Source organism: Microlunatus sp. M237 (assembly GCF_056896895.1).
Window position 1 is genome coordinate 892535 of record NZ_JBXHBL010000003.1, and the last position, 23409, is coordinate 915943.

Genomic DNA, 23409 nt, shown 5'->3' on the forward strand with positions numbered 1-23409 from the left:
ACGCCCAGGAGTGGATTCACCCTAGCCCTCGTGACAGCATCAGGCGTCATGGACACTCAGCCCGGACCGCACTGCCAGGGGTCCACCCCCCGCACCGGTGCGGTCGTCGCGGTGAAGGCGCTGACGGTGGCCAAGTCACGGCTGGCTCCGCTGCCGGACCCGGTCCGCCGTCGCCTCGCCTGGACCATGTCCGTGGACACGCTGCACTCGCTCAGCGCAGGAGTGGACCGAGTCGTCGTCGTGAGCGACCAACCGGCACTGTCCACCGGCCTGGGCGCGTACGGACTCGGGGTGCAGGTGGTGCCGGAGAACGGCGCCCGCGGACTGAATCCGGCCCTGCGGTACGGCGCCGAGCTGCTGCAGGCAGCCGGCTGCGATCGTGTGGTGGCCTGTGTGGGCGATCTACCGGCATTGACGGTGCGCACGCTGCGGCGGGTGCTCGCGGCCGCCGATGGCCGGTCACGGTCCTTCGTGGCCGATGCGTCCGGAGTGGGGACGACGATGTTGATCACCGACGGTCAGCCGCTGGATCCGCGGTTCCAGGGACGGTCGGCGGCGGCCCACCGCCAGTCGGGTGCGGTGGCGCTCGGCGACGAGCAGCACGCGCTGGCGGACGCCCGCCGTGATGTCGACAACGAGGTGGACCTGCTGGACGCGTACGCGATGGGCATCGGTGCAGCGACGGCGAGCCTGTTCGACCCGAGCACCGCCAGACTCGGCCGCTATGCCACGATCACCTGCGCCACCACCGGTGACGGTGCACAAGCGGTGACCCTGACGGGTCATCGCCTCGACTTGTCCGGTGCGGTGCTCGACCCGATGCTGCGGCAGCTGCACGTCGGCCAGCGGCTGCACGCCATGATCGGGAATGACCGGGTGCTGTCGGTATGGCTATGACCTTCGCCTGCGCTGGCTCCGGGTCCCCCGTCCAGCCGTGATCAGAGCGCAGGCCCGGCACCGTGGGGTGCCGGGCCTGCACTCGTCGATCCTCAGGCGATGATCACCGCTTGGCGGTGGCCTTCTTGGCCGGTGCCTTCTTGGCGGCGGTCTTGGCCGGTGCGACCTTCTTGGTCGCGGACCTGGTGGCGCTGGACTTCGTGGCGCTCGTCTTGGCGGGAGCCGACTTGGTCGCGCTCGCCTTGGCGGGAGCCGTCTTCGTCGCGCTGGCCTTGGCGGGGGCCGTCTTCGTCGCGCTCGTCTTGGTGGCGCTCGTCTTGGCGGGAGCCGACTTGGTAGCGGCGCTCTTGGCTGGTGCCTTCTTGGCCGCGGTCTTGGCCGGAGCTGCCTTGGTGGCGGTGCTCCTCGCCGTGGTGGCCTTCTTGGCGGCTGTCGTCGCCGGAGCTGCCTTGGTGGCCGTCGACCGGGTCGCCGTTGTCTTCGCAGGGGTCGCCTTGGCGGCGGTCTTGGTGGCAGCGCCGGTCGCCGGAGTCTTCTTGGCCGCGGTCTTGGCCGGAGCCGCCTTGGTGGCGGTCGTCTTCACGGGCGTCCGGGTCGCTGCGGTCTTCGTCGCGGCAGCCTTCGCCGCGGCCGCCTTCTTGGTTGCCTTCGGCACCTTCTTCTCGCCGGAGACAAAGGCCTTCAGGTCGGTACCGGCGCGGAAGCGCGGCACCGCGGTGGCCTTGGCGCGCTTGCGCTCGCCGGTGCGGGGGTTGCGGACCATGCGCGCAGAACGGTGGACCTTCTCGAACACCCCGAAACCGGTGATCGAGACCTTCTCACCCGATGCTGTTTGGTGGGTGATGGTCTCCACGACTGCGTTGAGAGCCTTGGCTGCTTCGGATTTGCTGCCCTCATAGTGCGCGGACAGCGCCTCGATCAATTGCGCCTTGTTCACGGCATCCCTTCTACGTTCACGATCCGGGCCCGGTCGGGCCTGCGACAGCCGTACCCTACGACTGCGAGCACAACGCTAGGGAACTGGGGGCGGACAAACAATCACCAACCGCCCAATTCCGGCGTCGAATACGTGAAAACGGTGAAATTCTCAGTCAGGAGAGGCTTTCGACCCTTGCCGGCAGCGTCTTCGGCTTGAAATCAGGCCGCGCAGCCTCGAATGCGTCGATGGCGTCCACCTGACGTAGCGTCAGGCCAATGTCGTCAAGTCCCTCCAGCAGACGCCAGCGGGTGTAGTCGTCAATCTCGAAGCCAGTCTCAAATCCGTCGGCCGTGATGGTTCGTTCCGCGAGGTCGACAGTCAGTGGTGCCGAGGGGTTCTCCTCGACGAAGTTCCACAGCTCCTCGACGATCTTCTGGTCCACCACAGCGATGAGCAGACCAGCCTTGCCCGAGTTGCCACGGAAGATGTCGCCGAACCGGGAGCCGATGACTACCTTGAAACCGTAGTTCTGCAAGGCCCACACGGCGTGCTCGCGGGATGAACCGGTGCCGAAGTCGGGACCGGGGATCAAGATCGTCGCACCGGCGTACGCAGGGCGGTTGAGCACGAAGTTCGGGTCGTTGCGCCAAGCGGCGAATAGCCCGTCCTCGAATCCGGTCTTGGTGACCCGCTTCAGATACACCGCCGGGATGATCTGGTCGGTGTCGACATTGCTACGGCGCAGCGGGACGGCGGTGCCGGTGTGGCTGGTGAACTTGTCCATGATGCTTTGTTCTCCTTACAGATCGGCCGGGGCGCTGAGCTTGCCGACGACGGCGGTCGCCGCCGCGACGGGTGGCGACACGAGGTGGGTACGACCGCCCTTGCCCTGCCGGCCTTCGAAGTTGCGGTTCGAGGTGGAGGCGGCACGTTCGCCGGGCGCCAGCTGGTCGGGGTTCATGCCCAGACACATCGAGCAGCCGGCAGCCCGCCACTCCGCGCCTGCTGCGGTGAACACGGTGTCGAGGCCCTCAGCCTCAGCCTGCAGCCGTACCCGGGCCGATCCCGGGACGACCAGCATGCGTACGTTCTGAGCCACCTGGCGGCCCTTGATCACGTCTGCGGCGGCGCGCAGGTCCTCGATCCGGCCGTTGGTGCACGATCCCAGGAACACCGTGTCCACGGCGATGTCGCGCATCGGCTGATGGGCCGACAGCCCCATGTACTCCAGCGCCTTCTGCGCGGCGGTACGGTCCGACTCGGCGATGAACTCCTCCGGGTCCGGCACCCGGCCACCGAGGGAGACGCCCTGTCCCGGGTTGGTGCCCCAGGTCACGAACGGGGTCAGCTGGGTCGCATCAAGATCAACTTCGGCGTCGAAGGTGGCGTCCGGATCGGACTTCAGGGTGCGCCAGTAGTCGACGGCGGCTTCCCAGTCCTCGCCCTGCGGCGCATGCGGACGGCCCTGGACGTAGGCGAACGTGGTCTCGTCCGGCGCGATCATGCCGGCCTTGGCACCCCATTCGATGCTCATGTTGCAGATGGTCATCCGGCCTTCCATCGAGAGGGCCTCGATGGTCGAACCGCGATACTCCACCACGTATCCCTGGCCACCACCGGTGCCGACCTTGGTGATCAACGCCAGCACCACGTCCTTGGCGGTCACCCCCGGGGGCAGCTCGCCGTTGATGTTGACCGCCATCGTCTTGGGCTTCGCCTGTGGCAGCGTCTGGGTGGCCAGCACGTGCTCGACCTCCGACGTACCGATGCCGAAGGCCAGGGCACCGAAGGCGCCATGGGTGGAGGTGTGGGAGTCACCGCAGACCACCGTCATGCCTGGCTGGGTCAGCCCGAGCTGCGGGCCGATGATGTGCACCACGCCCTGGTCCACGTCACCGAGGCTGTGGATGCGGACCCCGAACTCGCGTGCGTTGTTGCGCAGCGTGTCGACCTGCGTACGCGAGACCGGGTCCGCGATCGGCTGGTCGATGTTGAGCGTCGGTGTGTTGTGGTCCTCGGTGGCCACCGTGAGGTCGGGCCGACGCACGGGGCGTCCGGCCTGCCGCAGCCCGTCGAACGCCTGAGGGCTTGTCACCTCGTGCACGAGGTGCAGATCGATGTAGAGCAAGTCCGGCTCACCAGCCGCGGAATAGACGACGTGGTCGTCCCAGACCTTCTCACTCAGTGTCTTGCCCATGGCCAACTTCCATTCCGTACGCGGGACCCGAATCGGTGCGATCCCTGGTGACTTGGGGGTCGAAGCCGAGGTACGTCGTCCGGACTTGCATTCCAACATCCGAGACGGCAGTATCAAGGCATGGACAACTCTAGCGGTGTTGGCGTTCTGGACAAAGCCGCGCTCGTGCTGGGCGCTTTGGAGACCGGTCCCACGACCCTCGCTGGCCTGGTGGCAGCCACCGGTCTGGCCCGTCCGACCGCGCATCGGCTGGCGGTTGCCCTCGAGCACCACCGCCTGGTCAGCCGCGACCTGCAGGGCCGGTTCATCCTCGGTCCGCGGCTCGGCGAGCTCGCCTCCGCTGCCGGCGAGGACCGGTTGCTGGCCACCGCGGGACCGGTGCTGGCCCGGTTGCGCGACATCACCGGGGAGTCCGCCCAGATGTTTCGCCGCCAAGGCGACTACCGCATCTGCGTGGCCACCGCGGAGCGCATGTCGGGTCTGCGCGACAGCGTGCCGGTCGGCACCCAGCTCACCATGACAGCCGGCTCCGCCGCCCAGATTCTGCTCGCCTGGGAGGAGCCCGACCGGATGCAGCGCGGTCTGCGCGGCTCCCGTTACTCCGCCGTGGCCCTGGCCGCCGTACGCCGACGCGGCTGGGCGCACTCGGTCGGCGAGCGCGAGCCCGGGGTCGCGTCGGTGTCGGCGCCGGTCCGGTCCCCCTCCGGCAAGGTGATCGCCGCGGTCAGTGTCTCCGGACCGATCGAGCGGTTGTCCCGCCAGCCAGGGCGCCTGCACGCCCCCGCCGTGATCGCGGCCGCCGAGCGGCTCAGCGAGGTGCTGCGCCGTACCGGTGCCGAGTAGGAGTGAGCGCGCCGTCGTCGTCCTCGAGGGCTGAGGTGGGACGACATCGTCGAGAGTCGCCCGGAGGCCGCCGGGGATCAAGGCGCTCGGCGCGCAACTGTGCGGCGCCTCCGACCAGCGGAGAGCGTTGGTCGGCGAACACGTCGTTGGCGTCCTAGCGGGCGCGGCGTCACCCTGGCCGGCTCCGCGAGTTGGGGTTCGCGACGACGGATGGGCCGCCGCTGCCGACCTGCGCGACGAGTCTAGAGTGACTCTGTTGTGCCACGCGGCCGAAGGAGATCCATGAGCGACAACACCTCCCCCAGCACCCCGCAGACCGATCGCTACGCGCGGTATCGCTGGTGGGGGCTGCTCGCCATCAGCCTCGGCGTTGCCATCATCATCATGGACTCGACGATCGTTTCGGTGGCCATTCCGGCGATCGTCGACGACCTGGCCATCTCCAGCACCCAGATCCAGTGGGTGCAGGAGATCTACACGCTTCTCTTCGCCGCGCTGCTGTTGACCTGGGGCCGCCTCGCGGACCGGGTGGGAAGACGCCGGATCATGCTGATCGGTGTCGTCGTGTTCGTCGCCGCGAGTGTTCTGTGCGCCGTGGCCGACAGCGGTGGGGCGCTCATCCTCGGTCGCGCCCTTCAAGGGCTCGGCGGATCCATGATCCTGCCGACGACACTGGCGTTGCTCAACGCCAACTTCCACGGCCGCGACCGCGGCATCGCGTTCGCGGTCTGGGGATCCACCATCGGCGGAATGGCGGCCGTCGGTCCGCTGGTCGGCGGCTGGCTGATCGAGAACGCCAGCTGGCGCTGGGCTTTCGGCATCAACGTGCCCGTCGGCATGCTCGTGGTGGCCGGGCTCCTGCTGTTCGTCGCGGAGTCCGCCGAAGCCGTTGCCGGTGCTGTGCAGCGCCTCGACCTGGGTGGCGCGCTGCTGTCCATCCTCGGATTCGGTGCCCTCGTGTTCGGGCTGATCGAGGGACGCAACTACGGCTGGTGGGCGGCCACGGACGAAGCACCCGTCGACCTCGGCGGCATCTCGCCGGTGCCGCTCGCCTTTCTTGTCGCGTTGATCACGCTGACCGCCTTCGTGCTCCTGGAGCGTGCCCGCAGCCAAGCGGGCAAGGGTGTCATCCTCGATCTGTCGCTCTTTCGCATCTCCTCGTTCGCGAATGGCAACGTCACCGCCCTCATCGTCAGCTTCGGTGAGTTCGGGCTCATCTTGTCCCTGCCGCTCTGGTTCCAAAATGTTCTTGGCTACACCGCTTTCCAGGCGGGACTTGCCCTCGTTCCGCTAGCGGTCGGCTCCTTCGTCGCGAGCGGCGCCGTGGCCGGTCTCGGTCGAAAGCTCACACCGGTGGCGATTGTGCGTACCGGTCTCGGTCTCGAGATCGTGGCGATCGCGACTCTTGCCCTGCTCATCCGACCGGACAGCACGGCGTGGCTCACATCGCCCGTTCTCTTCGTCTACGGCATGGGTGTCGGCCTGGCCACCGCCCAGCTGACCAGCGTTGTGCTGGCCGATGTGCCCGTCGCTCGCAGCGGTCAAGGGTCGGCTACGCAGAGCACCGCTCGACAGACGGGCTCCGCGCTGGGCATCGCCGTTCTCGGTACGGCGTTCTTCACCACGCTCACGGCAGGCACCGAGAGTCGCTTGTCGGACGCGATCGCCGGCAACCCCGCGGTGCAGACACTTGTGGACTCCGTGACCGCGAGCTCGGGGGGAAGTATCGCGTCTCTGGCTGCCGATCCGCGGACCGCGTTCGTCGCCGACGCGGCTCGAGCCGCGATGACGGATGGAGCCTCCCTGGCGGGCTGGATCGCCGCGGCCGCGCTCGTCGTCGGCCTCATCTCCAGCCTTCGGATCCGGACGAGCACCCAGACACCGGAGTCAGACACCGCTGACGTCGCCTAATCGATTCCAGCGATCGATTCCAGCGACCGGTCCCTGCGGGACCCGCGTCGCGGTACGGCGATCTCGAGCCTCAGGTGAGCAGGGTGACCTGGAAGCGGTCAGAGTCATGACCCACGAGTTGGCCGGTCCCGGGCAGCTCGAGGTGGCCGTCGTCGTGATCATCACACCCGCGCAGAGCCCGCCCACTGGGCAGCCGATCCAGTGACTCGACCGACCCGTCGGTATGCAGGATGGCGATGTCGGCCACGCGCCCACGAAGCGCCACAGCGTCTGGTGCGGTCATGAGGTCGTGGTGGGCCTCGACGTAGCGCGTGGACGACGGGTCTGGTCCGGGAAGCTCCAGGCAGCTGACCTCCACCGTCGAGTCGCGTTCATACGCCGGGCCGCAACACTCATGTTCCCAGCCGCCGACCTCGACCACTATCCGCACCTGTCGATGCTAGCGGGCAGCGGCTTGGCCTGGCTCGGTGTAGCGATGTACGCGCCCAGCGTCGACGGGTGGTGCGCCAGGTGGTCAAGGGCGCGGGTCGTCTCGACCGCGCGCTGGCGCCGGGCTGAGGGGCGAGCCCGACAAGAGTTCGTCAAGAGCCGTCAACAGGTTGTTAAGACCGCCGGTTCGGCCGTTGGCGGGCGGTGTGATGGGCGCATGAGTCTGTTGTCCATCGCCCTGCTGTTGGGGGTCACCGCCCTCATCGTGTATCTGCTGGCCACCCTGATCTTCCCGGAGAAATTCTGATGCCTCCGTTGTCCGACACCGCCGCTGGTCTCGCCAGCATCGGTCTTCTCGTCTTGTTGCTGGCTCTGGTCTACGCACCCCTGGGTGACTACATCGCCAAAGTCTTGACCCCGGTGCGGCACAACCGCGTCGAGCGGTTGGTCTATCGGCTGGTCGGGGTCAACCCCGACGGGCAGCAGAACGCCCGCAGCTACGCGGTCGCCGTGCTCGCCTTCGCGGGCGTCTCGATCGTCGTCCTCGTCGCGATCCTGATGGGGCAGGCCGCTCTCCCGTTCGACCGCGACCTCCCAGGCATGGGGTTCGCCATGGCGCTCAACACCGCCGTCTCCTTCGTCACCAACACCAACTGGCAGTCCTACGCCGGCGAGTCCACCCTGGGCTACACCGCGCAGATGGCCGGTCTGGCGGTGCAGAACTTCACCTCCGCCGCCGTCGGCATCGCGGTCGCCGCCGCGCTGATCCGCGGCTTCGTGGCCTCCCGCACCGGTGAGCTCGGCAACTTCTGGGTCGACCTGACCCGGGTCGTGCTGCGGCTGCTGCTGCCGCTGGCCGTTATCGGTGCCCTTGTACTGCTGGCGGGCGGGGTCATCCAGAACTTCGCGCCCGACCTGGCCATCACCACGGTGACCGGCGGAACCCAGACCCTGCCCGGCGGACCGGTGGCCAGCCAGGAAGCCATCAAGCTCCTCGGCACCAACGGCGGCGGGTTCTTCAACGCCAACTCCGCGCACCCGTTCGAGAACCCCAGCCCGCTGACCAACCTGTTCCAGATCTTCTTGATCATGGTCATTCCGATCGCGCTGACGCGCACCCTCGGCACCATGCTGGGCAACCGGCGCCAGGGCTACGCAGTACTCGGCGCGATGACCGTCCTGTGGGGTGGCGCCCTCGCGCTGACCACCTGGGCGGAGGTCGGTGGGTACGGCCTCGCCGCCCGGTCGGCCGGCTCGGCGATGGAAGGCAAGGAGACCCAGTTCGGCACCTGGGCCAGTGCCCTGTTCGCCACCTCCACCACGGGCACCTCCACCGGTGCGGTGAACACGATGCACGACTCGATGAGCCCGGCCGGTGGCGGCGTGGTGCTGGTCAACATGCTGCTCGGCGAGGTCTCCCCCGGCGGCACCGGGTCAGGGCTCTACGGGATGTTGATGGCGGCCATCCTCGCCACCTTCGTCGCCGGCCTGATGGTGGGCCGCACGCCAGAGCTGCTGGGCAAGAAGATCGGTGCCCGGGAGATGACCTTCGTGTCCCTGTACGTCTTGACCTCGCCGGCCCTGGTGCTGCTCGGTCTCGGGGTGGCGATGGCCCTGCCGAGCACTCCGGACGCGATGAATAACAGCGGCGCCCACGGGCTGTCGGAGGTCTTCTACGCCTACGCCTCCGCCGCGAACAACAACGGCAGCGCGTTCGCGGGCATCACCGTCACCTCCGACTTCTTCCAGTACACCCTCGCCGCCGCCATGCTCGTCGGTCGGCTACTGCCGATCGTGCTCGTGCTGGGGCTCGCCGGGTCCCTCGCCAAGGCCGCGCCCGTCCCCGTCACCCCCGGCACCCTGCCGACTACCAGCCCGCTGTTCGTCACCCTGCTCGTCGGCGTTGTCCTCCTCGTCACGGGCCTCACCTTCTTCCCCGGGCTCGCGCTCGGGCCTATCGCCGAGGCACTCTCATGACCCTCTCCCCCCTCACCGAACCCGAAACCACCACGGCGCCCGAACCCGAGCGGCGCCGCCGACCCGACGCGGTCCCGCTCCGCGCCCAACTCGCCGCCGCACTGCCCGAAGCCTTCCGCAAGCTCGACCCGCGGCATCTGTGGACCAGCCCTGTCATGCTGATCGTCTGGATCGGCTCCGTCGTCACGACGATCGCTGCGGTCTTCCAGCCAAGCGTCTTCACCATCGCGATCGCCATCTGGCTGTGGCTGACCGTCCTGTTCGCCAACCTGGCCGAGGCGGTCGCGGAACGCCGCGGCCGCGCCCAGGCCGCCTCGCTCCGTGCTACCCGCACCGACACGCTCGCCCGCCGCCTGGGCGGCGACGGCGTCGAGGAACAGGTGCCCAGCACCCAGCTGGCTGTTGGCGACCGCGTCCGGGTCAGTGCCGGGCAGGTGATCCCCGGCGACGGCGACGTCGTCGAAGGCGTGGCCAGCGTCGACGAGTCCGCCATCACCGGGGAGTCCGCGCCGGTCATCCGTGAGGCCGGCGGTGACCGCTCCGCGGTCACCGGTGGCACCACCGTGCTCAGTGACGAGATCGTCGTTAAGATCACCGCCGCCGCCGGGGAGTCCTTCCTGGACCGGATGATCGGGCTCGTGGAGGGCGCCCAGCGCCGGAAGACCCCCAACGAGATCGCGCTCTCCATCCTGCTTTCCAGCCTGACGCTGATCTTCCTGCTCGCCGTCGCCACCATCCAGCCGCTGGCCGCCTACTCCGGCGAACGCCAGTCCGTCGTCGTCCTCGTTGCCCTGCTGGTCTGCCTGATCCCCACCACGATCGGCGCGCTGCTCAGCGCCATCGGCATCGCGGGCATGGATCGACTCGTCCAGGCCAACGTGCTCGCGATGTCCGGCCGGGCCGTGGAGGCGGCCGGCGACGTCAGCACTCTCCTGCTCGACAAGACCGGCACCATCACCTACGGCAACCGCCAAGCCGCGGAGTTCCTGACCCTCGACAACGTCGACCCGGCACACCTGCGCGACGCCGCCCGCTGGGCCAGCCTCGCCGACCAGACCCCCGAAGGCCGGTCGGTGGTGCAACTCGCCCTCGCCCAGGGCTCCGACGACAACGACCTGCCCAACGGGGCCGACTACATCGACTTCACCGCCCAAACCCGGATGTCCGGCATCGACGTCAACGGGCGCCAGATCCGCAAGGGTGCCGCTTCCGCGGTCTCCGCCTGGATCGGCGCCACACCGAACACCCTCGACGCGGTCGTGAACAAGGTGTCCGCCTCCGGCGGCACCCCGCTGGTGGTCGCCGAGCGGACCGGCAGCGGCGGCGGACGCGTGCTCGGGGTCATCCACCTCAAGGACGTCGTCAAGCCCGGCATCCGCGAGCGGTTCGCCGAACTCCGCTCCATGGGCATCAAGTGCGTCATGATCACCGGCGACAACCCGCGCACCGCTGCCGCCATCGCCGAGGAGGCCGGCGTCGACGACTACCTCGCCGAGGCCACCCCCGAGGACAAGATGGAGTTGATCAAGAAGGAGCAGGCGGGCGGCCGGATGGTCGCTATGACCGGCGACGGCACCAACGACGCCCCGGCTCTCGCCGCCGCCGACGTCGGAGTCGCCATGAACTCCGGCACCGCTGCCGCCAAGGAGGCCGGCAACATGGTCGACCTCGACTCCGACCCGACCAAGCTGATCAAGGTCGTCGCCATCGGCAAGCAGCTCCTGATCACCCGAGGCGCGCTGACCACCTTCTCGATCGCCAACGACATCGCCAAGTACTTCGCGATCATTCCCGCCATGTTCGTCGCCGTGTACCCGGGCCTGCAGACCCTCAACATCATGCGTCTGTCCTCACCGTCCTCGGCCATCCTGTCCGCGGTGATCTTCAACGCACTGGTGATCGTCGCGCTGATACCGCTGGCGCTCCGGGGCGTCGCGTATCGACCCGGTCCCGCGGCCGCTGTGCTGCGCCGCAACCTGCTGCTCTACGGAGTGGGCGGCATCATCGTCCCCTTCCTCGGCATCAAGATCATCGACCTCCTCGTCTCCCTCCTCCCAGGACTCTGAACACCATGACTCTTCGACAGATCTTCACGTCACTCCGCCTGCTGCTGGTTCTCACCGTCGTGGCCGGCGTCGCCTACCCGGTCGCGGTGTGGGGGGTGGGCCAGGTCGCCTTCCGCGATCAGTCCCGCGGTTCTCTCTTCGCCACTGACGGGACCGTCCGCGGCTCCACCCTGATCGGCCAGCAGGTGGAGGGCGACGGCTGGTTCCAGCCCCGGCCGTCCGCCGCCGACTACGACGCCCTGGCCAGCGCCGGCTCCAACGCCGGGCCGTCTGACGCCGACCTCCTCGCCGCCATCGAGGAGCGCCGGACCGAGGTGGCCGACCGGGAGGGGGTCGACGGGGCCGCAGTCCCGCCCGACGCTCTCACCGCGTCCGGTTCCGGACTGGACGCCTTCATCTCACCGGAGTACGCCGCTCTGCAGGCGGCCCGGGTCGCCCGCCAGCGCGGCCTGGCTCCCGATGAGGTGCAGGCGCTCGTCGCGGCGGCGACGTCGGGCCGGACCCTAGGTTTCCTCGGCCAGCCGCGCGTCAATGTCGTCAAGCTCAACGCCGCCCTCGCAGCGCGTGGCTGAATGACGACCAGACCGGAGGCGGCCCGATTTGCCGCGCAGGACTGCTGCGCGTCTACTCGGCGCCGCCCCCGGCGGCGGGAAGACCTTCGCGATGCTCGACGGACTCGCGCACACGAACGACCGTTACCGCAGCACCCACGGGAACGACTCCACCTGGGGCCCTGCTCCGGCCCGGGGTCGGGGAGGTCGTGATCGCCGAATCCGGCGACCTCCGGTGTGTCCACTCCTACTGGACCGACCAGCCCCCGTCGGAGGGCAGCACGGCGCCGTTGATGTTCACCGCGTCGTCGCTGAGCAGGAACGTGATCGACGCCGCCAGCTTCTCGGCGGTCGCGAGCGCGGGAATCAGCTTCTGGAACGGGGCCAACCTCGCTCTGCCGGACTCCGACGGGTTCGCCGACATCGGGATGCCGGTGGCGACACCGCCGGGGGCGACAGCGTTGATCCGCAGACCCTGGGCGCCGTACATGAAGGCGGCGCTGCGAGTCAGCCCGATCACGCCGTGCTTGGACACCGTGTAGGCGTTGCCAGAGGCGTTGCCGCGCAGTCCGGCCTCGGAGGTGACGTTGACGATGGCGCCGGACCCGCGTGCGAGCATGGCGGGAATGACAGCGCGGGACAGCTTGAAGACACCCGTCAGGTTGATCGCCATCACCCGGTCCCACATCGCGTCCGTCGTCTCGTGCAGCGGAGAGAAGTCGTCGTTGATCCCGGCGACGTTGGCGAGCCCTTCGATGCGCTCACCCGCTGCGAGGACGATCGCGTCGATGTCGCTCTGCTGGGTGATGTCGCCCACCACGGTGACGATCTCCGCTTCGGGTAACGACGTCACCAGCTCCTCCAGCCGGTGCGCGTTGACGTCCACGGCGACCACCCGGCCACCCTCCGCCGCGATCCGCGCCGCAGTGGCTCGGCCGATGCCGGAGGCGGCGCCCGTGACGATCACCGTTCGGCCTGTGAACCTGCCGGGTGTGACCTTCTCGACCCAGTCGGAGCTCTCGCTCGTCACGGTCGGAGCGACGCCGCCGTTGGCCTGCAGGACCAGGTCGTCGACGACGGACTGCGGCAGCTGGCCCTGGCTCATGACAACGAGCTGCTGCAGCGGCAAGCCGCTGACGGGGCCCAGCGCGTCAGTGCCCACCCCGGCCTGCTGCAGGAAGCCGCGGATCAACGGGCCTCCCACCGGGTCAGCGAGCCACGTGCCGATCGTGCTGCTCGCGGTCAGAGGGACGGTGGCGTCAGCCATCAATGGGTTCCTTTCCAGTCCTGGCGTGCCCGTCGGCATGCCTGTTCAGTCCAGAAATTCTAGTCGGTCGAGGATTGAGCTCAGAACAAGGCCGGACTGACAGCTGCCCACCTTGGCCACCGCCGCATCCAGACCTACTCCCCACCATCGGGGGGTGTCGCGGCACGGCCCGAGCTCGTGCCGGGTCGAAGCGGGACTGGCGCGCAGAGGCGTCAATTGATCGTTAAGATCGCAGGTTCGGCGGCTGCGGGGCGACAGGATGTCCCTGTGGATGTGAACGCGCACTGCTCTCTCGCGCCGCGGCGGCGCGGCCTGCTGATCCTCTCACCCGAGCGCAGGGCCCTCCCGTGACGACGACCGAGCGGTGGTCCGAGCGGCACGCGACGGAGATCTGGGCGGCAGCCGCCTTCGTCCCCCCTGCGATAGCCGGACTGCTGAGCCTGGGCCGGCCAACCATCCAGGACAGCCACGCCGCCTTGGTGCTGGTGCTCGTGGTGGCGGTCATCGGGGCGTCGGGTCTGCGGGCGGCAGGAATCGGAGCCGCTCTGACCGCCGCGTTGGGTTATGACTACTCCTGGACCGAGCCCTACGGCAGCCTGGCCATTCACGACGTCAGCGACGTGATCACCGTTGCGCTGCTGTTGCTCGTGGCGGCGGGGAGCGGCAGCGTAAGCGGTTGGGTCGCCCAGCAACAGGCCACAGCACTCCAGCAGCGGAGCTACGTGGCCGCCGTGCAGACGGCTGCCGCAGCGTCATCAGCCGACGGCCGCCCGGGCAGCAGTCCGGCGGCGGTGTGCGAGGCCATGGCCGCCGTCCTCGGGGCGGACCGATGCCGCCTCGTCCACGATCCAGCACCGGGATCGCCGCAGTTGCACGCCGACGGGACCATCGCCCAGGGCGACCGGGTTCTCGACGTCGAACGGTGGGGACTGCCCAGCGATGACGTCATCGTCGTACCCGTCGGGGTGGGCAACGACGCTGGGATCTACTTCGAGATCTCCGCAGCGACACAGATCGCGCGACCCTCGCTGGAACAGCGCCAGGTCGCAGCCCTCATCGCGCGGCTGGCGGGGACCGGGCTCCCCACCCTGCGCTGACCTTCTTTCCCCAGCACCCGTACCGGACGCGCGGCAGGGTCACGCCTCCACGCGAGAAAAGGACGACCCATGGCAGGTTCCAACCGACCGTCTCCGACTGAGATGGCACCCTCACCGCAGCTGAGCGACAAGGCAGATACTCGGGCCGAGGCAGGTGACGTGGCCGGCTCCAAGACCAGTCGCTCGTTGCGTCTGGGACGTGCTGCTGCCACGGTCGGCGCGCTCGGTGTGGTCTTCGGCGACATCGGCACCAGCCCGCTGTACACGATCCAGACGGTGTTCAACCCCGCCGACCCCCACCAGATCGAGGCCACCGCGGCGCACGTGTTCGGCATCGTCTCCCTCATCTTCTGGGCAGTCACCCTGATCGTCACTGTGAAGTACGTCTTCCTCGTTCTGCGGGCGGACAACGACGGGGAGGGCGGAATCCTCGCGCTGATCACGCTGATCCAGCGCCGCGGTGTCCTCAGCGGACACCGCACCACGATGGCTCTGGCCGGACTGGGCGTGTTCGGGGCCGCCCTGTTCCTCGGCGACAGCGTGATCACCCCGGCCATCTCGGTGCTCTCTGCGGTTGAGGGCCTGAGAGTGGTGGAACCGGCTCTCGAGGTCGCCATCATCCCGGTCACCGCCGTCATCATCGTGGCGCTGTTCGCCTCCCAGCGGCTCGGTACCACCAAGGTGGGCCGGCTGTTCGGGCCCGTGATGGTCGTCTACTTCTTGTCCATCGGCATCTTCGGCGCGCTCGGGGTGGCCAACCACCCCTCGGTCCTGGCCGCGCTCTCCCCGACCTACGCCGTGGGCTTCCTGGTCAGCGACTTTCCGACCGCCTTCTTCGCGCTCGCGGCGGTGGTACTGGCGGTGACCGGCGCCGAGGCGCTGTACGCCGACCTCGGCCACTTCGGCCGGCCACCCATCACTCGAGCCTGGCTGGCCCTGGTGTTCCCCGCCTGCATCCTCAGCTACCTCGGCCAAGGCGCACTGATCCTGAACGATGGAGCCTCCATCGCCAGCCCGTTCTTCCTCCTGGTGCCGAGCTGGGCCCGCCTCCCGATGGTCCTGCTGGCCACCGCAGCAACGGTCATCGCCTCCCAGGCAGTGATCACCGGCGCCTTCTCCATCGCCCACCAGGCGGTGCAGCTCGGCTACCTGCCCCGGCTGCGTTCCACCCACACCTCTGCGCAGACCTTCGGCCACATCTACATCCCCTGGATCAACTGGGCACTGATGGTGGGAGTCCTTACCCTCGTCTTCGCCTTCCAGACCTCGGCGGCACTCGCCTATGCCTTCGGGATGGCCGTGACCGGCACCCTCACGATCACCACCGTGCTGTTCTTCTACATCGCCCGCCGCCACTGGCGGCAGCCGCTGTGGCTCGTAGCCGTGGGGACGGTGGTCCTGCTGGGTATCGAGGGACTGTTCCTGGCTGCCAACCTCACGAAGCTCACCAGTGGAGCCTGGCTGCCCCTGCTGATCGGGATCACCGTGTTCACCGTCATGACCACCTGGCAGCGAGGCCGAGCGCTGGTCACCCGAGAGCGCGAGGAGAAGGAAGGCTCACTCGCTGCCTTCGTCGCCGAGCTGCAGCAAGCACCGGCGCCGCTGAGGCGGACGGCCGGCACCGCCGTCTTCCTCAGCCGCGGCAAGAACACCACCCCGCTGGCGCTGCGCGCCAACGTCGACCACAACCGCGTACTGCACGAACACGTGGTGATCCTGACCATCGAGACCCTTCCCGTGCCGTACGTGGCCACCGAGAACCGACTCGACGTCGACGGCCTCGGCTTCGCCGACGACGGCATCACCCACGTCACCGCCCGCATCGGCTATCTGGACGCGCCCGACGTCCCCCAGGTCCTCGAGCTCGCCCTCGACAGGCTCGAGCGTCCCTTCAGCATGTCCGAGGTGACCTACTACCTGTCCACCATCGAGATCATTCGCGGAGGAAGCGGCGACCTGGCCCCCTGGCGCAAGAAGCTCTTCATCGCTACCTCACACCTCACCGCCGACGCCGCGGAATACTTCGCGTTGCCGCGGGACCGCACCGTGATCATCGGCTCCCGCATCAGCATCTAGCGGTGACGTCCAGGGAGGGTGTCGATCTGCTGAGAGGCTGTTCCACCGACGGCGCAGTGGATCAGGCGTGGTCGTCGAACGGCAGCCGGCCCAGTAGGGATGGCTGCCGTGAGCGTCTGAGGTGTGGTGGATGTTCCCAGAGCCGCGGCCCTGGATAGCCGGCCGTTCGACGTCGACCTCATCCGCTCCAAGTGGAGCGGGGATTTCACAGTAGCCCCGACGGGATTCGAACCCGCGCTACCGCCTTGAGAGGGCGGCGTGCTAGGCCGCTACACAACGGGGCCCTAGCTGCTCGGTCATTGCTGACCGGCCGGAAAAGATTACCAACTCACCTTGCATTCCAGCGAATCGAGAATCTCTTCGCTGGGGTACTAGGACTCGAACCTAGACTAACTGAACCAGAATCAGCCGGGCTGCCAATTACCCCATACCCCACTGCCGACATCGCTGCCGACCGTGTCGTGCTCCGTCCGGGGCACGAGGAAGAACAATACTGTAACCCGCCCGGATCGCCCAAACCGGGCCCCGTATCCAGGCGGTCACCCTCGGTCCCGGACAGGGCGCCTCAGCGCCGCGCGACTGCAGTCAGGTCCACGGTCGTCTGCAGCTTCATCCGACGGGCCAGCAACCACGCCAGCAGGGCGAAGAGGGCGAAGCCCCCGACGTCGAACACGGCGTCCAACCAGCCGATGCTCTGTACGGCCTTCACCGTGGCGATCGAGGTGGTCAGGCCGGCCAGCACGTAGGCGCAGATGTTATTGATCACGTGCGCCGCGATGCCCGCCTCCAGCCCGCCGGTCCGCAACACCAGGACCGCAGCGAGCAGGCCGAAGGCGAGGCGGTCCACGAACAGCGGCAGGTTCTGGGTGCCGTGGAACAACGCGAAGATCACCGACGAGGCGACCACCCCGAACCAGGGCGAGGCGAACAGGCTGCCGATCGCCTGCATCAGATAGCCGCGGAAGAAGTACTCCTCCGCCGCCGCCTGCAGCGGCGACGTCACCAGAATGACCACCAGGAAGCCCCAGAAGCCCGGCTGCGTCTGGAACGTCACCGGTGGGCCCGCCAGGCTGGACAAGAACACCACGCCGTTCAGGGACACCGCAGCGACCAGCAGAGCCCCCAGCAGGTAGCGCCAGCGCAGCCGTGGCCGGACCGAGCTCAGCCAGCTCGGACTGACTCGGTGCACCAGAACCATCAGCAGGAAGCAGATCGGGATCAACGAGGCGATCCCCAGGTTCGCCGCGACCATGCCGCTCGGCCGCTCGAAGGCGAACGCCGACCGGGCGTACTCCGCATACGACAGGCCGCTGTCGGTCACCGACCAGGTCAGCGCCACCACCGCCTGGCTGATCACTCCGGTCAGCAGCAGGAACAGCGAGACCCCGAACAGCACCCCGACCAACGAGCGCGCCGTGGAGAACGTGGGCCCGCGCAGGATCTGCGGGTACGCAGCGCCGTCCGGCGGGGACACCAGTCCCAGCTCGCGGGCCCAGCGACCAGCGGCGACCGGCGGGACGGGCACCGGAGCCGGTCGGGCCGGCTTCGGCGTACTCGACCCGGACACGGTGGGCCGGCTCGGTGGGCGCCGAGCGGGATGGCCGGGCCGGGAGCCGCCCGGGCGCGACCCGCCGCCGCGTCCGGGGCGCCGATCAGCCACGGCGGGCGGTCCAGCTGGACAGCCTCAGCACCAGACGACCCGGCCGGCTCATGCCTCGAGACCGGCCCGGGCAGCGGCGATCCGGCGCAGCGCCGACTCGCGCCCCAGCAGCTCGATGGACTCGAACAACGGCGGCGAGATCCGCCGTCCGGTGATGGCCGCCCGCACCGGTCCGAAGGCCAGCTTCGGCTTGAGACCGAGGCCATCGACCAGTGCGGCCCGCAGCGCCGCCTCGATGGCGGTGTGGTCGAAGACCTCCAGCTCGGCCAAGGCGGTCTCGGCCGCCGCCAAGGTGGGCTCGGCGGCCGCCGTCAACCCCGCCGCCGGGTCGATCTCCACGTCGTCGTCGGCGATGAAGAGGAAGCCGAGCATGGGCACCACCTCCGACAGGGTGTTCATCCGCTCCTGCACCAGCGGCGTGGCCGCCTCCAGCAGCGTCCGCTGCTCAGCGGTCGGCGGGTCGGCGACCAGCCCGGCCCCGACCAGGAAGGGCACCAGGTGCTCGACCAGCTCGGCGACCGGCAGCAGCCGGAGATGGGCTGCGTTGATGGCCTCGCACTTCTTGGGGTCGAACCGCGCCGGGTTGGCATTCACCCGCCGAACGTCGAAAGCCGCCACCATCTCGGCCATGCTGAACACGTCGCGGTCGTCGGCGATCGCCCAGCCGAGCAGGGCCAGATAGTTCAGCAGCCCTTCGGGCAGATATCCCTTCTCCCGGTATTCGGCCAGACCTGAGCCGGCGTCGCGCTTGGACAGCCGACGGTTGCCCTCGCCCAGCACCGTGGGCAGATGCCCGAAGATCGGCGTCCGCCCACTGCCGATCCCCAGCTTGGCCAGCGCCTCGTAGAGCACGATCTGGCGCGGCGTCGACGGCAGCAGGTCCTCGCCGCGCAGGACGTGGGTGATACCCATCAAGGAGTCGTCCACCGGGTTCACCAGCGGATACAGCGGCTCGCCGTTGCCGCGCACGATGACGTAGTCCGGCACATGCTCGGCGCCGAACGACACGGGGCCACGCACCAGGTCCTCGAACGTGATGTCGGCGTCGGGGACGCGCATCCGGACCACCGACGGGACCGAGTTGGCCTCCAGCTCAGCGATCCGCTCGGCGCTCAGGTTCCGGCAGAAGCCGTCATAGCCGGACGGGGAGTTCTTGGGCCGGGCCGCCTCGCGTGCCTCCAGCTCCTCCCGGGTGCAGAAGCAGCGGTACGCCAGCGAGGCCTCCAGCAGCCGCGCCACCACGTCGCGATAGATCTCGCCGCGCTCCGACTGCACGTACGGCCCGTATGGCCCGCCCCGCTCCGGTCCCTCGTCCCAGTCCAGACCCAGCCAGGTCATCGACTCCAGTAGGCCCGTGTAGGACTCCTGCAGGTTCCGGGCCGCGTCGGTGTCCTCGATCCGGAGCACGAACGTGCCGCCGAAGTGTCGGGCGAAGGCCCAGTTGAACAACGCGCTGCGGACATTGCCGACGTGCAGGTTGCCGGTCGGCGACGGGGGGAACCGGACCCGGACCTGCTCGGGGGCGAGACCGCCCAGGACATCGATCTCGCTCATCGCTCTCCCTCGTCGTGCTCCGCGGCCGGGGCGGTCCCGGCCACCGGGTTGGTCAGGGTGCCGATGCCCTCGATCTCGATGCTGACCTCCTGGCCCGGCAGCATCTCGCCCACCCCGGCCGGCGTACCGGTCAGGATGACGTCACCCGGCAGCAGGGTGGTGAAGGAGGAGATGTAGGCCACCAGCTCGGGGATGGAGAACACCATCTGGCTGGTGGAGCCGTTCTGCCGCTCCTCGCCGTCCAGCGTGGTACGGATCTTCAGGTCCGCCACCTCCTCCAGCCGCTGGTGGGTGGTGATCCACGGACCCAGTGGGCAGAAGGTGTCAGAGCCCTTGGCCCGGGCCCACTGGCCGTCGCTCTTCTGCAGGTCGCGGGCCGTGACGTCATTGGCGATGGTGTAGCCGAAGATGACGTCTTGGACGCGGTCCAGCGGGACCTCCTTGCAGATCCTGCCGATGACCACCGCCAGCTCGCCCTCGAAGCTCACCTGGCGGCTCGCCGCCGGATAGACGATGGACTCCCCCGGGCCGATGACGGAGGTGTTGGGCTTGAAGAAGGTGAGCGGGGAGCTGGGGACCTCGTTGCCGAGCTCGGCGGCGTGGGCGGCGAAGTTCCGCCCCACGGCGACGATCTTGCTTCTCGGGATGACCGGGGCGAGCAGCCGGACCCCGTCCAGCTCCTTACGCTCGCCGGTCAGCTGGACCGGCATGGCGATCGGGTCACCGGTGAGGACCGAGACGGTGTCGGGGTGGTCTCCCCCGTCCTCGGCCAACTCGACGATGCCGAACTGGGGATCCCCGCCGGCGGAAAATCGGGCAATACGCATCGGGTCAGACTATCGACTGGGCCCGGGCCCGTCTTCTCGGCGCCATGCTCGTCGGTAACGCTGGGGCATACTTCCAGCCATGACCGCCGATCCCCCGGCTCGCTCCGAGCCTCTCGATGACGCTGCCCGCCCCGAGCCATTCGATGACGCTGCTCGCCCCGAGCCTTTCGACGCCGTCGAGATCATCCGCACCAAGCGCGACGGCCGTCGCCTCGGCGACGACCAGGTCGACTGGGTCATCGACGCGTACACCCGCGGCGCCATCGCGGAGGAGCAGATGGCTGCCCTGAGCATGGCCATCGTGTTCCGTGGGCTGGACCGCGCAGAGCTGCTGCGGTGGACCAACGCGATGATCGCCTCCGGCGAGCGTCTCGACTTCTCCTCCCTGAGCCGTCCGACGGCCGACAAGCATTCCACCGGCGGCGTCGGCGACAAGATCACCCTGCCGCTGGCACCGCTGGTGGCCGCCTGTGGCGTCGCCGTACCGCAGCTGTCCGGGCGGGGCCTGGGTCACACCGGCGGCACCTTGGACAAGCTGGAGTCGATCCCCGGCTGGCGGGCGGCCCTGAGCAACGACGAGATGATGCGCCAGCTCGAGGACGTCGGCGCGGTGATCTGCGCCGCCGGTTCCGGCCTGGCCCCGGCCGACAAGAAGCTCTACGCCCTGCGGGACGTGACCGGGACGGTCGAGGCCATACCGCTGATCGCGTCCTCGATCATGAGCAAGAAGATCGCCGAGGGCACCGAGGCACTGGTGCTGGACGTGAAGGTCGGCAGTGGGGCGTTCATGAAGGATCTCGCCTCGGCCACCGAGCTGGCCCGCACCATGGTCGAGCTGGGCACCGGCGCCGGGGTACGGACCGTCGCGCTGCTGACCGATATGGCCACCCCGCTCGGCCTCACCGCCGGCAACGCGCTCGAGGTGGCGGAGTCGGTGGAGGTGCTCGCCGGTGGCGGGCCGGCCGACGTGGTCGAGCTCACCGTCGCGCTCGCCCGGGAGATGCTCGCCGCCGTCGGCCGCGACGACGTCGACCCGGCTGACGTGCTCGCGTCCGGTCAGGCGATGGACACCTGGCGGCGGATGATCCGGGCCCAGGGCGGCGACCCCGAGGCGCCGCTGCCGCAGGCGCGGCACACCGAGGTCATCACCGCCGACCGCAGCGGTGTGCTGAGCTCGCTGGACGCGATGGCCGTCGGCCTCGCGGCCTGGCGGCTCGGCGCCGGCCGGGCACGCCGACAGGATGCGGTCCAGGCGGGTGCCGGGGTCAGCTGGCACGCCAGACCCGGCGACCGGGTGAGCCAGGGTCAGCCGCTGCTCACCCTGCACACCGATACCCCGGATCGCTTCGAGCGGGCCCGGCAGGCACTCGCGGGGGGCTGGCAGATCGCCGACAGGGACGCAGCGCCGCGACCCGTGATCCTGGACCGGATCGCCTGAACCGCTCTCAGGCGCCGGCGGAGACCTCAGCCTTGGCCACGGCGAAGGCGCCGTCGGCCTGGCCGGCGTGAATCAGACCATAGAGGTAGGCCTCGCTGAGCGCCTCCCAGGAGGCTTCGACGATGTTCTGCCCGACGCCCACCGTCGTCCAGGTCCGGCGCCCGTCGGTGGTCTGGATCAGCACCCGGACCGTTGCGTCGGTGCCGTGGCCCTGCTCGAGGATCCGTACCCGGTAGTCGATCAGCTCGAACCGGTCAACGACCGGATACGCCGGGGTCAGCGCGTTACGGACCGCGTGGTCCAAGGCGTTCACCGGACCGTTGCCCTCGCCCACCACGCGCTGGGTCTCCCCCTTCGCCGTCAGCCGTACCGTCGCCTCGGTGTCGGTCTGCTGGTCCTCGGTGCCCTGGGTGAACACCCGCCAGGAGTGGGCCCTGAAGAACTCGGGCATCTGGCCCAGCTCGCGGCGCAGCAGCAGCTCGAAGCTGGCATCGGCCGACTCGTAGGTGTAGCCACCGGCCTCGGCCACCTTCACCAGGTCGGTGATCCGGGCAGCCAGGTCACGGTCGGAGAGGTCGAACCCGAGCTCCTCGCCCTTCATCTGGATGTTGGCCCGGCCGGCCATGTCCGACACCAGCATCCGCATGTCGTTGCCCACCTCGATCGGGTCGATGTGCTGATAGAGGTTGGGGTCGACCTTGATGGCACTGGCGTGAAGACCGGCCTTGTGCGCGAACGAGGACAGCCCGACGTACGGCTGCCGCGCGCTGGAGGCGACGTTGGTGACCTCAGCGATGGCGTGCGACAGCCGGGTGGCCTCTCGCAGGGCACCGGGCGGCAGCAACGGCCAGCCGTATTTGAGCTCGAGGTTGGCGATCACCGACACGAGGTCGGCGTTGCCGGTGCGTTCGCCGTAGCCGTTGATGGTGCCCTGGACATGCATGGCGCCGGCGTCCACGGCGGCGAGCGTGTTGGCCACCGCACAGCCGGTGTCGTTGTGGCAGTGGATGCCCAGCTGAGCGCCCGTCTGCGCCGTCGCGGCCACGATCTCGCCGATCCACGGTGGCAGCATGCCGCCGTTGGTGTCGCACAGCACCACCACCTCTGCCCCGGCCCCGGCCGCGGCCTGCACCACCTCGAGGGCATAGCCGGGGTTCTCCCGGTAGCCGTCGAAGAAGTGCTCGCAGTCCACGAAAACCCGTTGGCCTTCAGAGCGGAGATGGGTCACGGTGTCGGTGATCATGTCGAGGTTCTCCTGCAGGGTCGTCCGCAGGGCCTGTTCGACGTGCCGGTCGTGGCTCTTGGCCACCAGACAGGCGACCGGGGCGCCGGAGTCGCGCAGGGCTGCGGTGAGCGGATCGTCCGCCGCCCGCATCCCGACCCGCCGGGTGAAGCCGAAGGCGACCAGGGTCGCGTGCTGCAGGACCAGCTGTCCGTTGGCCATGGCCGCGAAGAAGGCGGTGTCGTTCGGGTTGGCGCCGGGCCAGCCCCCCTCGATGAAGCCCACGCCGAGCTCGTCCAACAGAGCAGCGATGGCGAGCTTGTCGGGCACCGACAGCCGCAGCCCTTCCTGCTGCGCGCCGTCGCGCAGCGTGGTGTCGAACACGTGGAACTCGGGCGGTAGCGGCAACATCGGCCCTGACATGGCTTCCTCGAATCTTCGATAACGGTGTCTTAGCGCTGAGCCCCCCGTCGCCGGA

18 protein-coding genes, 2 tRNA genes and 1 pseudogene are annotated in these 23409 nt (G+C 69.0%); 10 read left to right on the forward strand and 11 right to left on the reverse strand.

Annotation, left to right across the window (positions count from 1 at the left end):
• Positions 1-48 precede the first annotated feature (48 nt).
• Positions 49-897 carry a 2-phospho-L-lactate guanylyltransferase gene (gene cofC / locus AC1XX3_RS15185; protein ID WP_483321972.1) on the forward strand — a complete coding sequence of 283 codons (849 nt, stop codon included), beginning with the start codon at positions 49-51 and terminating at the stop codon, positions 895-897.
• Between the two features lie 685 nt (positions 898-1582).
• Here the strand turns inward: cofC and AC1XX3_RS15190 are convergent.
• From AC1XX3_RS15190 to leuC, 3 genes and pseudogenes are all read right to left on the reverse strand, one after another.
• Positions 1583-1834 (reverse strand): annotated as a pseudogene (locus tag AC1XX3_RS15190) (HU family DNA-binding protein); the annotation flags it as partial.
• Positions 1835-1988: 154 nt separating this feature from the next.
• Positions 1989-2600 (reverse strand): 3-isopropylmalate dehydratase small subunit, encoded by a 612-nt coding sequence (gene leuD, locus AC1XX3_RS15195; protein ID WP_483321973.1) that lies wholly within the window; start codon positions 2598-2600, stop codon positions 1989-1991.
• A 15-nt stretch (positions 2601-2615) separates the two neighbouring features.
• Positions 2616-4013, reverse strand: coding sequence for a 3-isopropylmalate dehydratase large subunit (gene leuC, locus AC1XX3_RS15200; protein ID WP_483321974.1), 1398 nt, complete (start codon positions 4011-4013; stop codon positions 2616-2618).
• 120 nt (positions 4014-4133) lie between these two features.
• Between leuC and AC1XX3_RS15205 the strand changes: the two genes are divergently transcribed.
• The gene (locus AC1XX3_RS15205) at positions 4134-4856 is read left to right on the forward strand and encodes an IclR family transcriptional regulator (RefSeq protein ID WP_483321975.1); all 723 of its coding nucleotides are present in this window, start codon (positions 4134-4136) and stop codon (positions 4854-4856) included.
• Between the two features lie 282 nt (positions 4857-5138).
• The gene (locus AC1XX3_RS15210) at positions 5139-6767 is read left to right on the forward strand and encodes a DHA2 family efflux MFS transporter permease subunit (RefSeq protein ID WP_483321976.1); all 1629 of its coding nucleotides are present in this window, start codon (positions 5139-5141) and stop codon (positions 6765-6767) included.
• A gap of 70 nt (positions 6768-6837) precedes the next feature.
• Here AC1XX3_RS15210 and AC1XX3_RS15215 read toward each other — a convergent pair whose 3' ends face one another.
• On the reverse strand, positions 6838-7197 hold the full coding sequence (locus AC1XX3_RS15215) for a hypothetical protein (protein WP_483321977.1): 360 nt from the start codon (positions 7195-7197) through the stop codon (positions 6838-6840).
• A gap of 216 nt (positions 7198-7413) precedes the next feature.
• On the opposite strand from AC1XX3_RS15215, the gene AC1XX3_RS15220 reads away from it, so the two are divergent.
• The 4 genes from AC1XX3_RS15220 to kdpC are packed head-to-tail and all read left to right on the forward strand — an operon-like array spanning position 7414 to position 11811.
• Positions 7414-7503: a potassium-transporting ATPase subunit F gene (locus tag AC1XX3_RS15220; RefSeq protein ID WP_483321978.1), complete on the forward strand. Its 90-nt coding sequence runs from the start codon at positions 7414-7416 to the stop codon at positions 7501-7503.
• Positions 7503-9173, forward strand: a complete 1671-nt coding sequence (kdpA, locus tag AC1XX3_RS15225; RefSeq protein WP_483321979.1) for a potassium-transporting ATPase subunit KdpA — start codon at positions 7503-7505, stop codon at positions 9171-9173. The genes AC1XX3_RS15220 and kdpA overlap by 1 nt, the downstream gene beginning before the upstream one ends.
• Positions 9170-11239 carry a potassium-transporting ATPase subunit KdpB gene (kdpB, locus tag AC1XX3_RS15230; RefSeq protein WP_483321980.1) on the forward strand — a complete coding sequence of 690 codons (2070 nt, stop codon included), beginning with the start codon at positions 9170-9172 and terminating at the stop codon, positions 11237-11239. The genes kdpA and kdpB overlap by 4 nt, the downstream gene beginning before the upstream one ends.
• A gap of 5 nt (positions 11240-11244) precedes the next feature.
• Positions 11245-11811 (forward strand): potassium-transporting ATPase subunit KdpC, encoded by a 567-nt coding sequence (gene kdpC / locus AC1XX3_RS15235; protein ID WP_483321981.1) that lies wholly within the window; start codon positions 11245-11247, stop codon positions 11809-11811.
• Positions 11812-12037: 226 nt separating this feature from the next.
• Here kdpC and AC1XX3_RS15240 read toward each other — a convergent pair whose 3' ends face one another.
• Complete coding sequence (locus tag AC1XX3_RS15240) at positions 12038-13057, reverse strand: SDR family NAD(P)-dependent oxidoreductase (protein ID WP_483321982.1); 1020 nt, start codon at positions 13055-13057, stop codon at positions 12038-12040.
• Between the two features lie 347 nt (positions 13058-13404).
• Here AC1XX3_RS15240 and AC1XX3_RS15245 point away from each other — a divergent pair, with 347 nt between their 5' ends.
• Both AC1XX3_RS15245 and AC1XX3_RS15250 read left to right on the forward strand, forming a co-directional pair.
• A complete protein-coding gene (locus AC1XX3_RS15245; RefSeq protein WP_483321983.1) occupies positions 13405-14154 on the forward strand; it encodes a DUF4118 domain-containing protein in 750 nt (249 codons plus the stop codon).
• A gap of 69 nt (positions 14155-14223) precedes the next feature.
• Positions 14224-16230 (forward strand): potassium transporter Kup, encoded by a 2007-nt coding sequence (locus AC1XX3_RS15250; RefSeq protein WP_483321984.1) that lies wholly within the window; start codon positions 14224-14226, stop codon positions 16228-16230.
• Between the two features lie 211 nt (positions 16231-16441).
• On the opposite strand, the gene AC1XX3_RS15255 is transcribed toward AC1XX3_RS15250, so the two are convergent.
• The 5 genes from AC1XX3_RS15255 to AC1XX3_RS15275 all read right to left on the reverse strand — a co-directional run bounded on the left by AC1XX3_RS15255 (position 16442) and on the right by AC1XX3_RS15275 (position 20271).
• Positions 16442-16514, reverse strand: a tRNA-Glu gene (locus AC1XX3_RS15255).
• A gap of 79 nt (positions 16515-16593) precedes the next feature.
• Positions 16594-16665, reverse strand: a tRNA-Gln gene (locus tag AC1XX3_RS15260).
• Between the two features lie 130 nt (positions 16666-16795).
• Entirely contained in the window at positions 16796-17797 is a 1002-nt protein-coding gene (locus AC1XX3_RS15265) for a CPBP family intramembrane glutamic endopeptidase (RefSeq protein ID WP_483321985.1), read from the reverse strand.
• A gap of 141 nt (positions 17798-17938) precedes the next feature.
• Positions 17939-19444, reverse strand: a complete 1506-nt coding sequence (gene gltX / locus AC1XX3_RS15270; RefSeq protein ID WP_483321986.1) for a glutamate--tRNA ligase — start codon at positions 19442-19444, stop codon at positions 17939-17941.
• Complete coding sequence (locus tag AC1XX3_RS15275; protein ID WP_483321987.1) at positions 19441-20271, reverse strand: fumarylacetoacetate hydrolase family protein; 831 nt, start codon at positions 20269-20271, stop codon at positions 19441-19443. The genes gltX and AC1XX3_RS15275 overlap by 4 nt, the downstream gene beginning before the upstream one ends.
• 79 nt (positions 20272-20350) lie before the next feature.
• Here AC1XX3_RS15275 and AC1XX3_RS15280 point away from each other — a divergent pair, with 79 nt between their 5' ends.
• Entirely contained in the window at positions 20351-21709 is a 1359-nt protein-coding gene (locus tag AC1XX3_RS15280) for a thymidine phosphorylase (protein WP_483321988.1), read from the forward strand.
• A 7-nt stretch (positions 21710-21716) separates the two neighbouring features.
• On the opposite strand, the gene cimA is transcribed toward AC1XX3_RS15280, so the two are convergent.
• Positions 21717-23354 carry a citramalate synthase gene (gene cimA / locus AC1XX3_RS15285; RefSeq protein WP_483321989.1) on the reverse strand — a complete coding sequence of 546 codons (1638 nt, stop codon included), beginning with the start codon at positions 23352-23354 and terminating at the stop codon, positions 21717-21719.
• Positions 23355-23409 lie beyond the last annotated feature (55 nt).

What these genes read in the sequence shown, in the direction of transcription:
- gltX (WP_483321986.1), bottom strand. Translation starts at nt 19,444, where the DNA reads ATGAGCGAGATCGATGTCCTGGGCGGTCTCGCCCCCGAGCAGGTCCGG.
- AC1XX3_RS15275 (WP_483321987.1), bottom strand. Translation starts at nt 20,271, where the DNA reads ATGCGTATTGCCCGATTTTCCGCCGGCGGGGATCCCCAGTTCGGCATC.
- kdpA (WP_483321979.1), top strand. Translation starts at nt 7,503, where the DNA reads ATGCCTCCGTTGTCCGACACCGCCGCTGGTCTCGCCAGCATCGGTCTT.
- leuC (WP_483321974.1), bottom strand. Translation starts at nt 4,013, where the DNA reads ATGGGCAAGACACTGAGTGAGAAGGTCTGGGACGACCACGTCGTCTAT.
- AC1XX3_RS15240 (WP_483321982.1), bottom strand. Translation starts at nt 13,057, where the DNA reads ATGGCTGACGCCACCGTCCCTCTGACCGCGAGCAGCACGATCGGCACG.
- cimA (WP_483321989.1), bottom strand. Translation starts at nt 23,354, where the DNA reads ATGTCAGGGCCGATGTTGCCGCTACCGCCCGAGTTCCACGTGTTCGAC.
- kdpB (WP_483321980.1), top strand. Translation starts at nt 9,170, where the DNA reads ATGACCCTCTCCCCCCTCACCGAACCCGAAACCACCACGGCGCCCGAA.
- AC1XX3_RS15205 (WP_483321975.1), top strand. Translation starts at nt 4,134, where the DNA reads ATGGACAACTCTAGCGGTGTTGGCGTTCTGGACAAAGCCGCGCTCGTG.
- leuD (WP_483321973.1), bottom strand. Translation starts at nt 2,600, where the DNA reads ATGGACAAGTTCACCAGCCACACCGGCACCGCCGTCCCGCTGCGCCGT.
- AC1XX3_RS15280 (WP_483321988.1), top strand. Translation starts at nt 20,351, where the DNA reads ATGACCGCCGATCCCCCGGCTCGCTCCGAGCCTCTCGATGACGCTGCC.
- cofC (WP_483321972.1), top strand. Translation starts at nt 49, where the DNA reads ATGGACACTCAGCCCGGACCGCACTGCCAGGGGTCCACCCCCCGCACC.
- kdpC (WP_483321981.1), top strand. Translation starts at nt 11,245, where the DNA reads ATGACTCTTCGACAGATCTTCACGTCACTCCGCCTGCTGCTGGTTCTC.
- AC1XX3_RS15220 (WP_483321978.1), top strand. Translation starts at nt 7,414, where the DNA reads ATGAGTCTGTTGTCCATCGCCCTGCTGTTGGGGGTCACCGCCCTCATC.
- AC1XX3_RS15210 (WP_483321976.1), top strand. Translation starts at nt 5,139, where the DNA reads ATGAGCGACAACACCTCCCCCAGCACCCCGCAGACCGATCGCTACGCG.
- AC1XX3_RS15250 (WP_483321984.1), top strand. Translation starts at nt 14,224, where the DNA reads ATGGCAGGTTCCAACCGACCGTCTCCGACTGAGATGGCACCCTCACCG.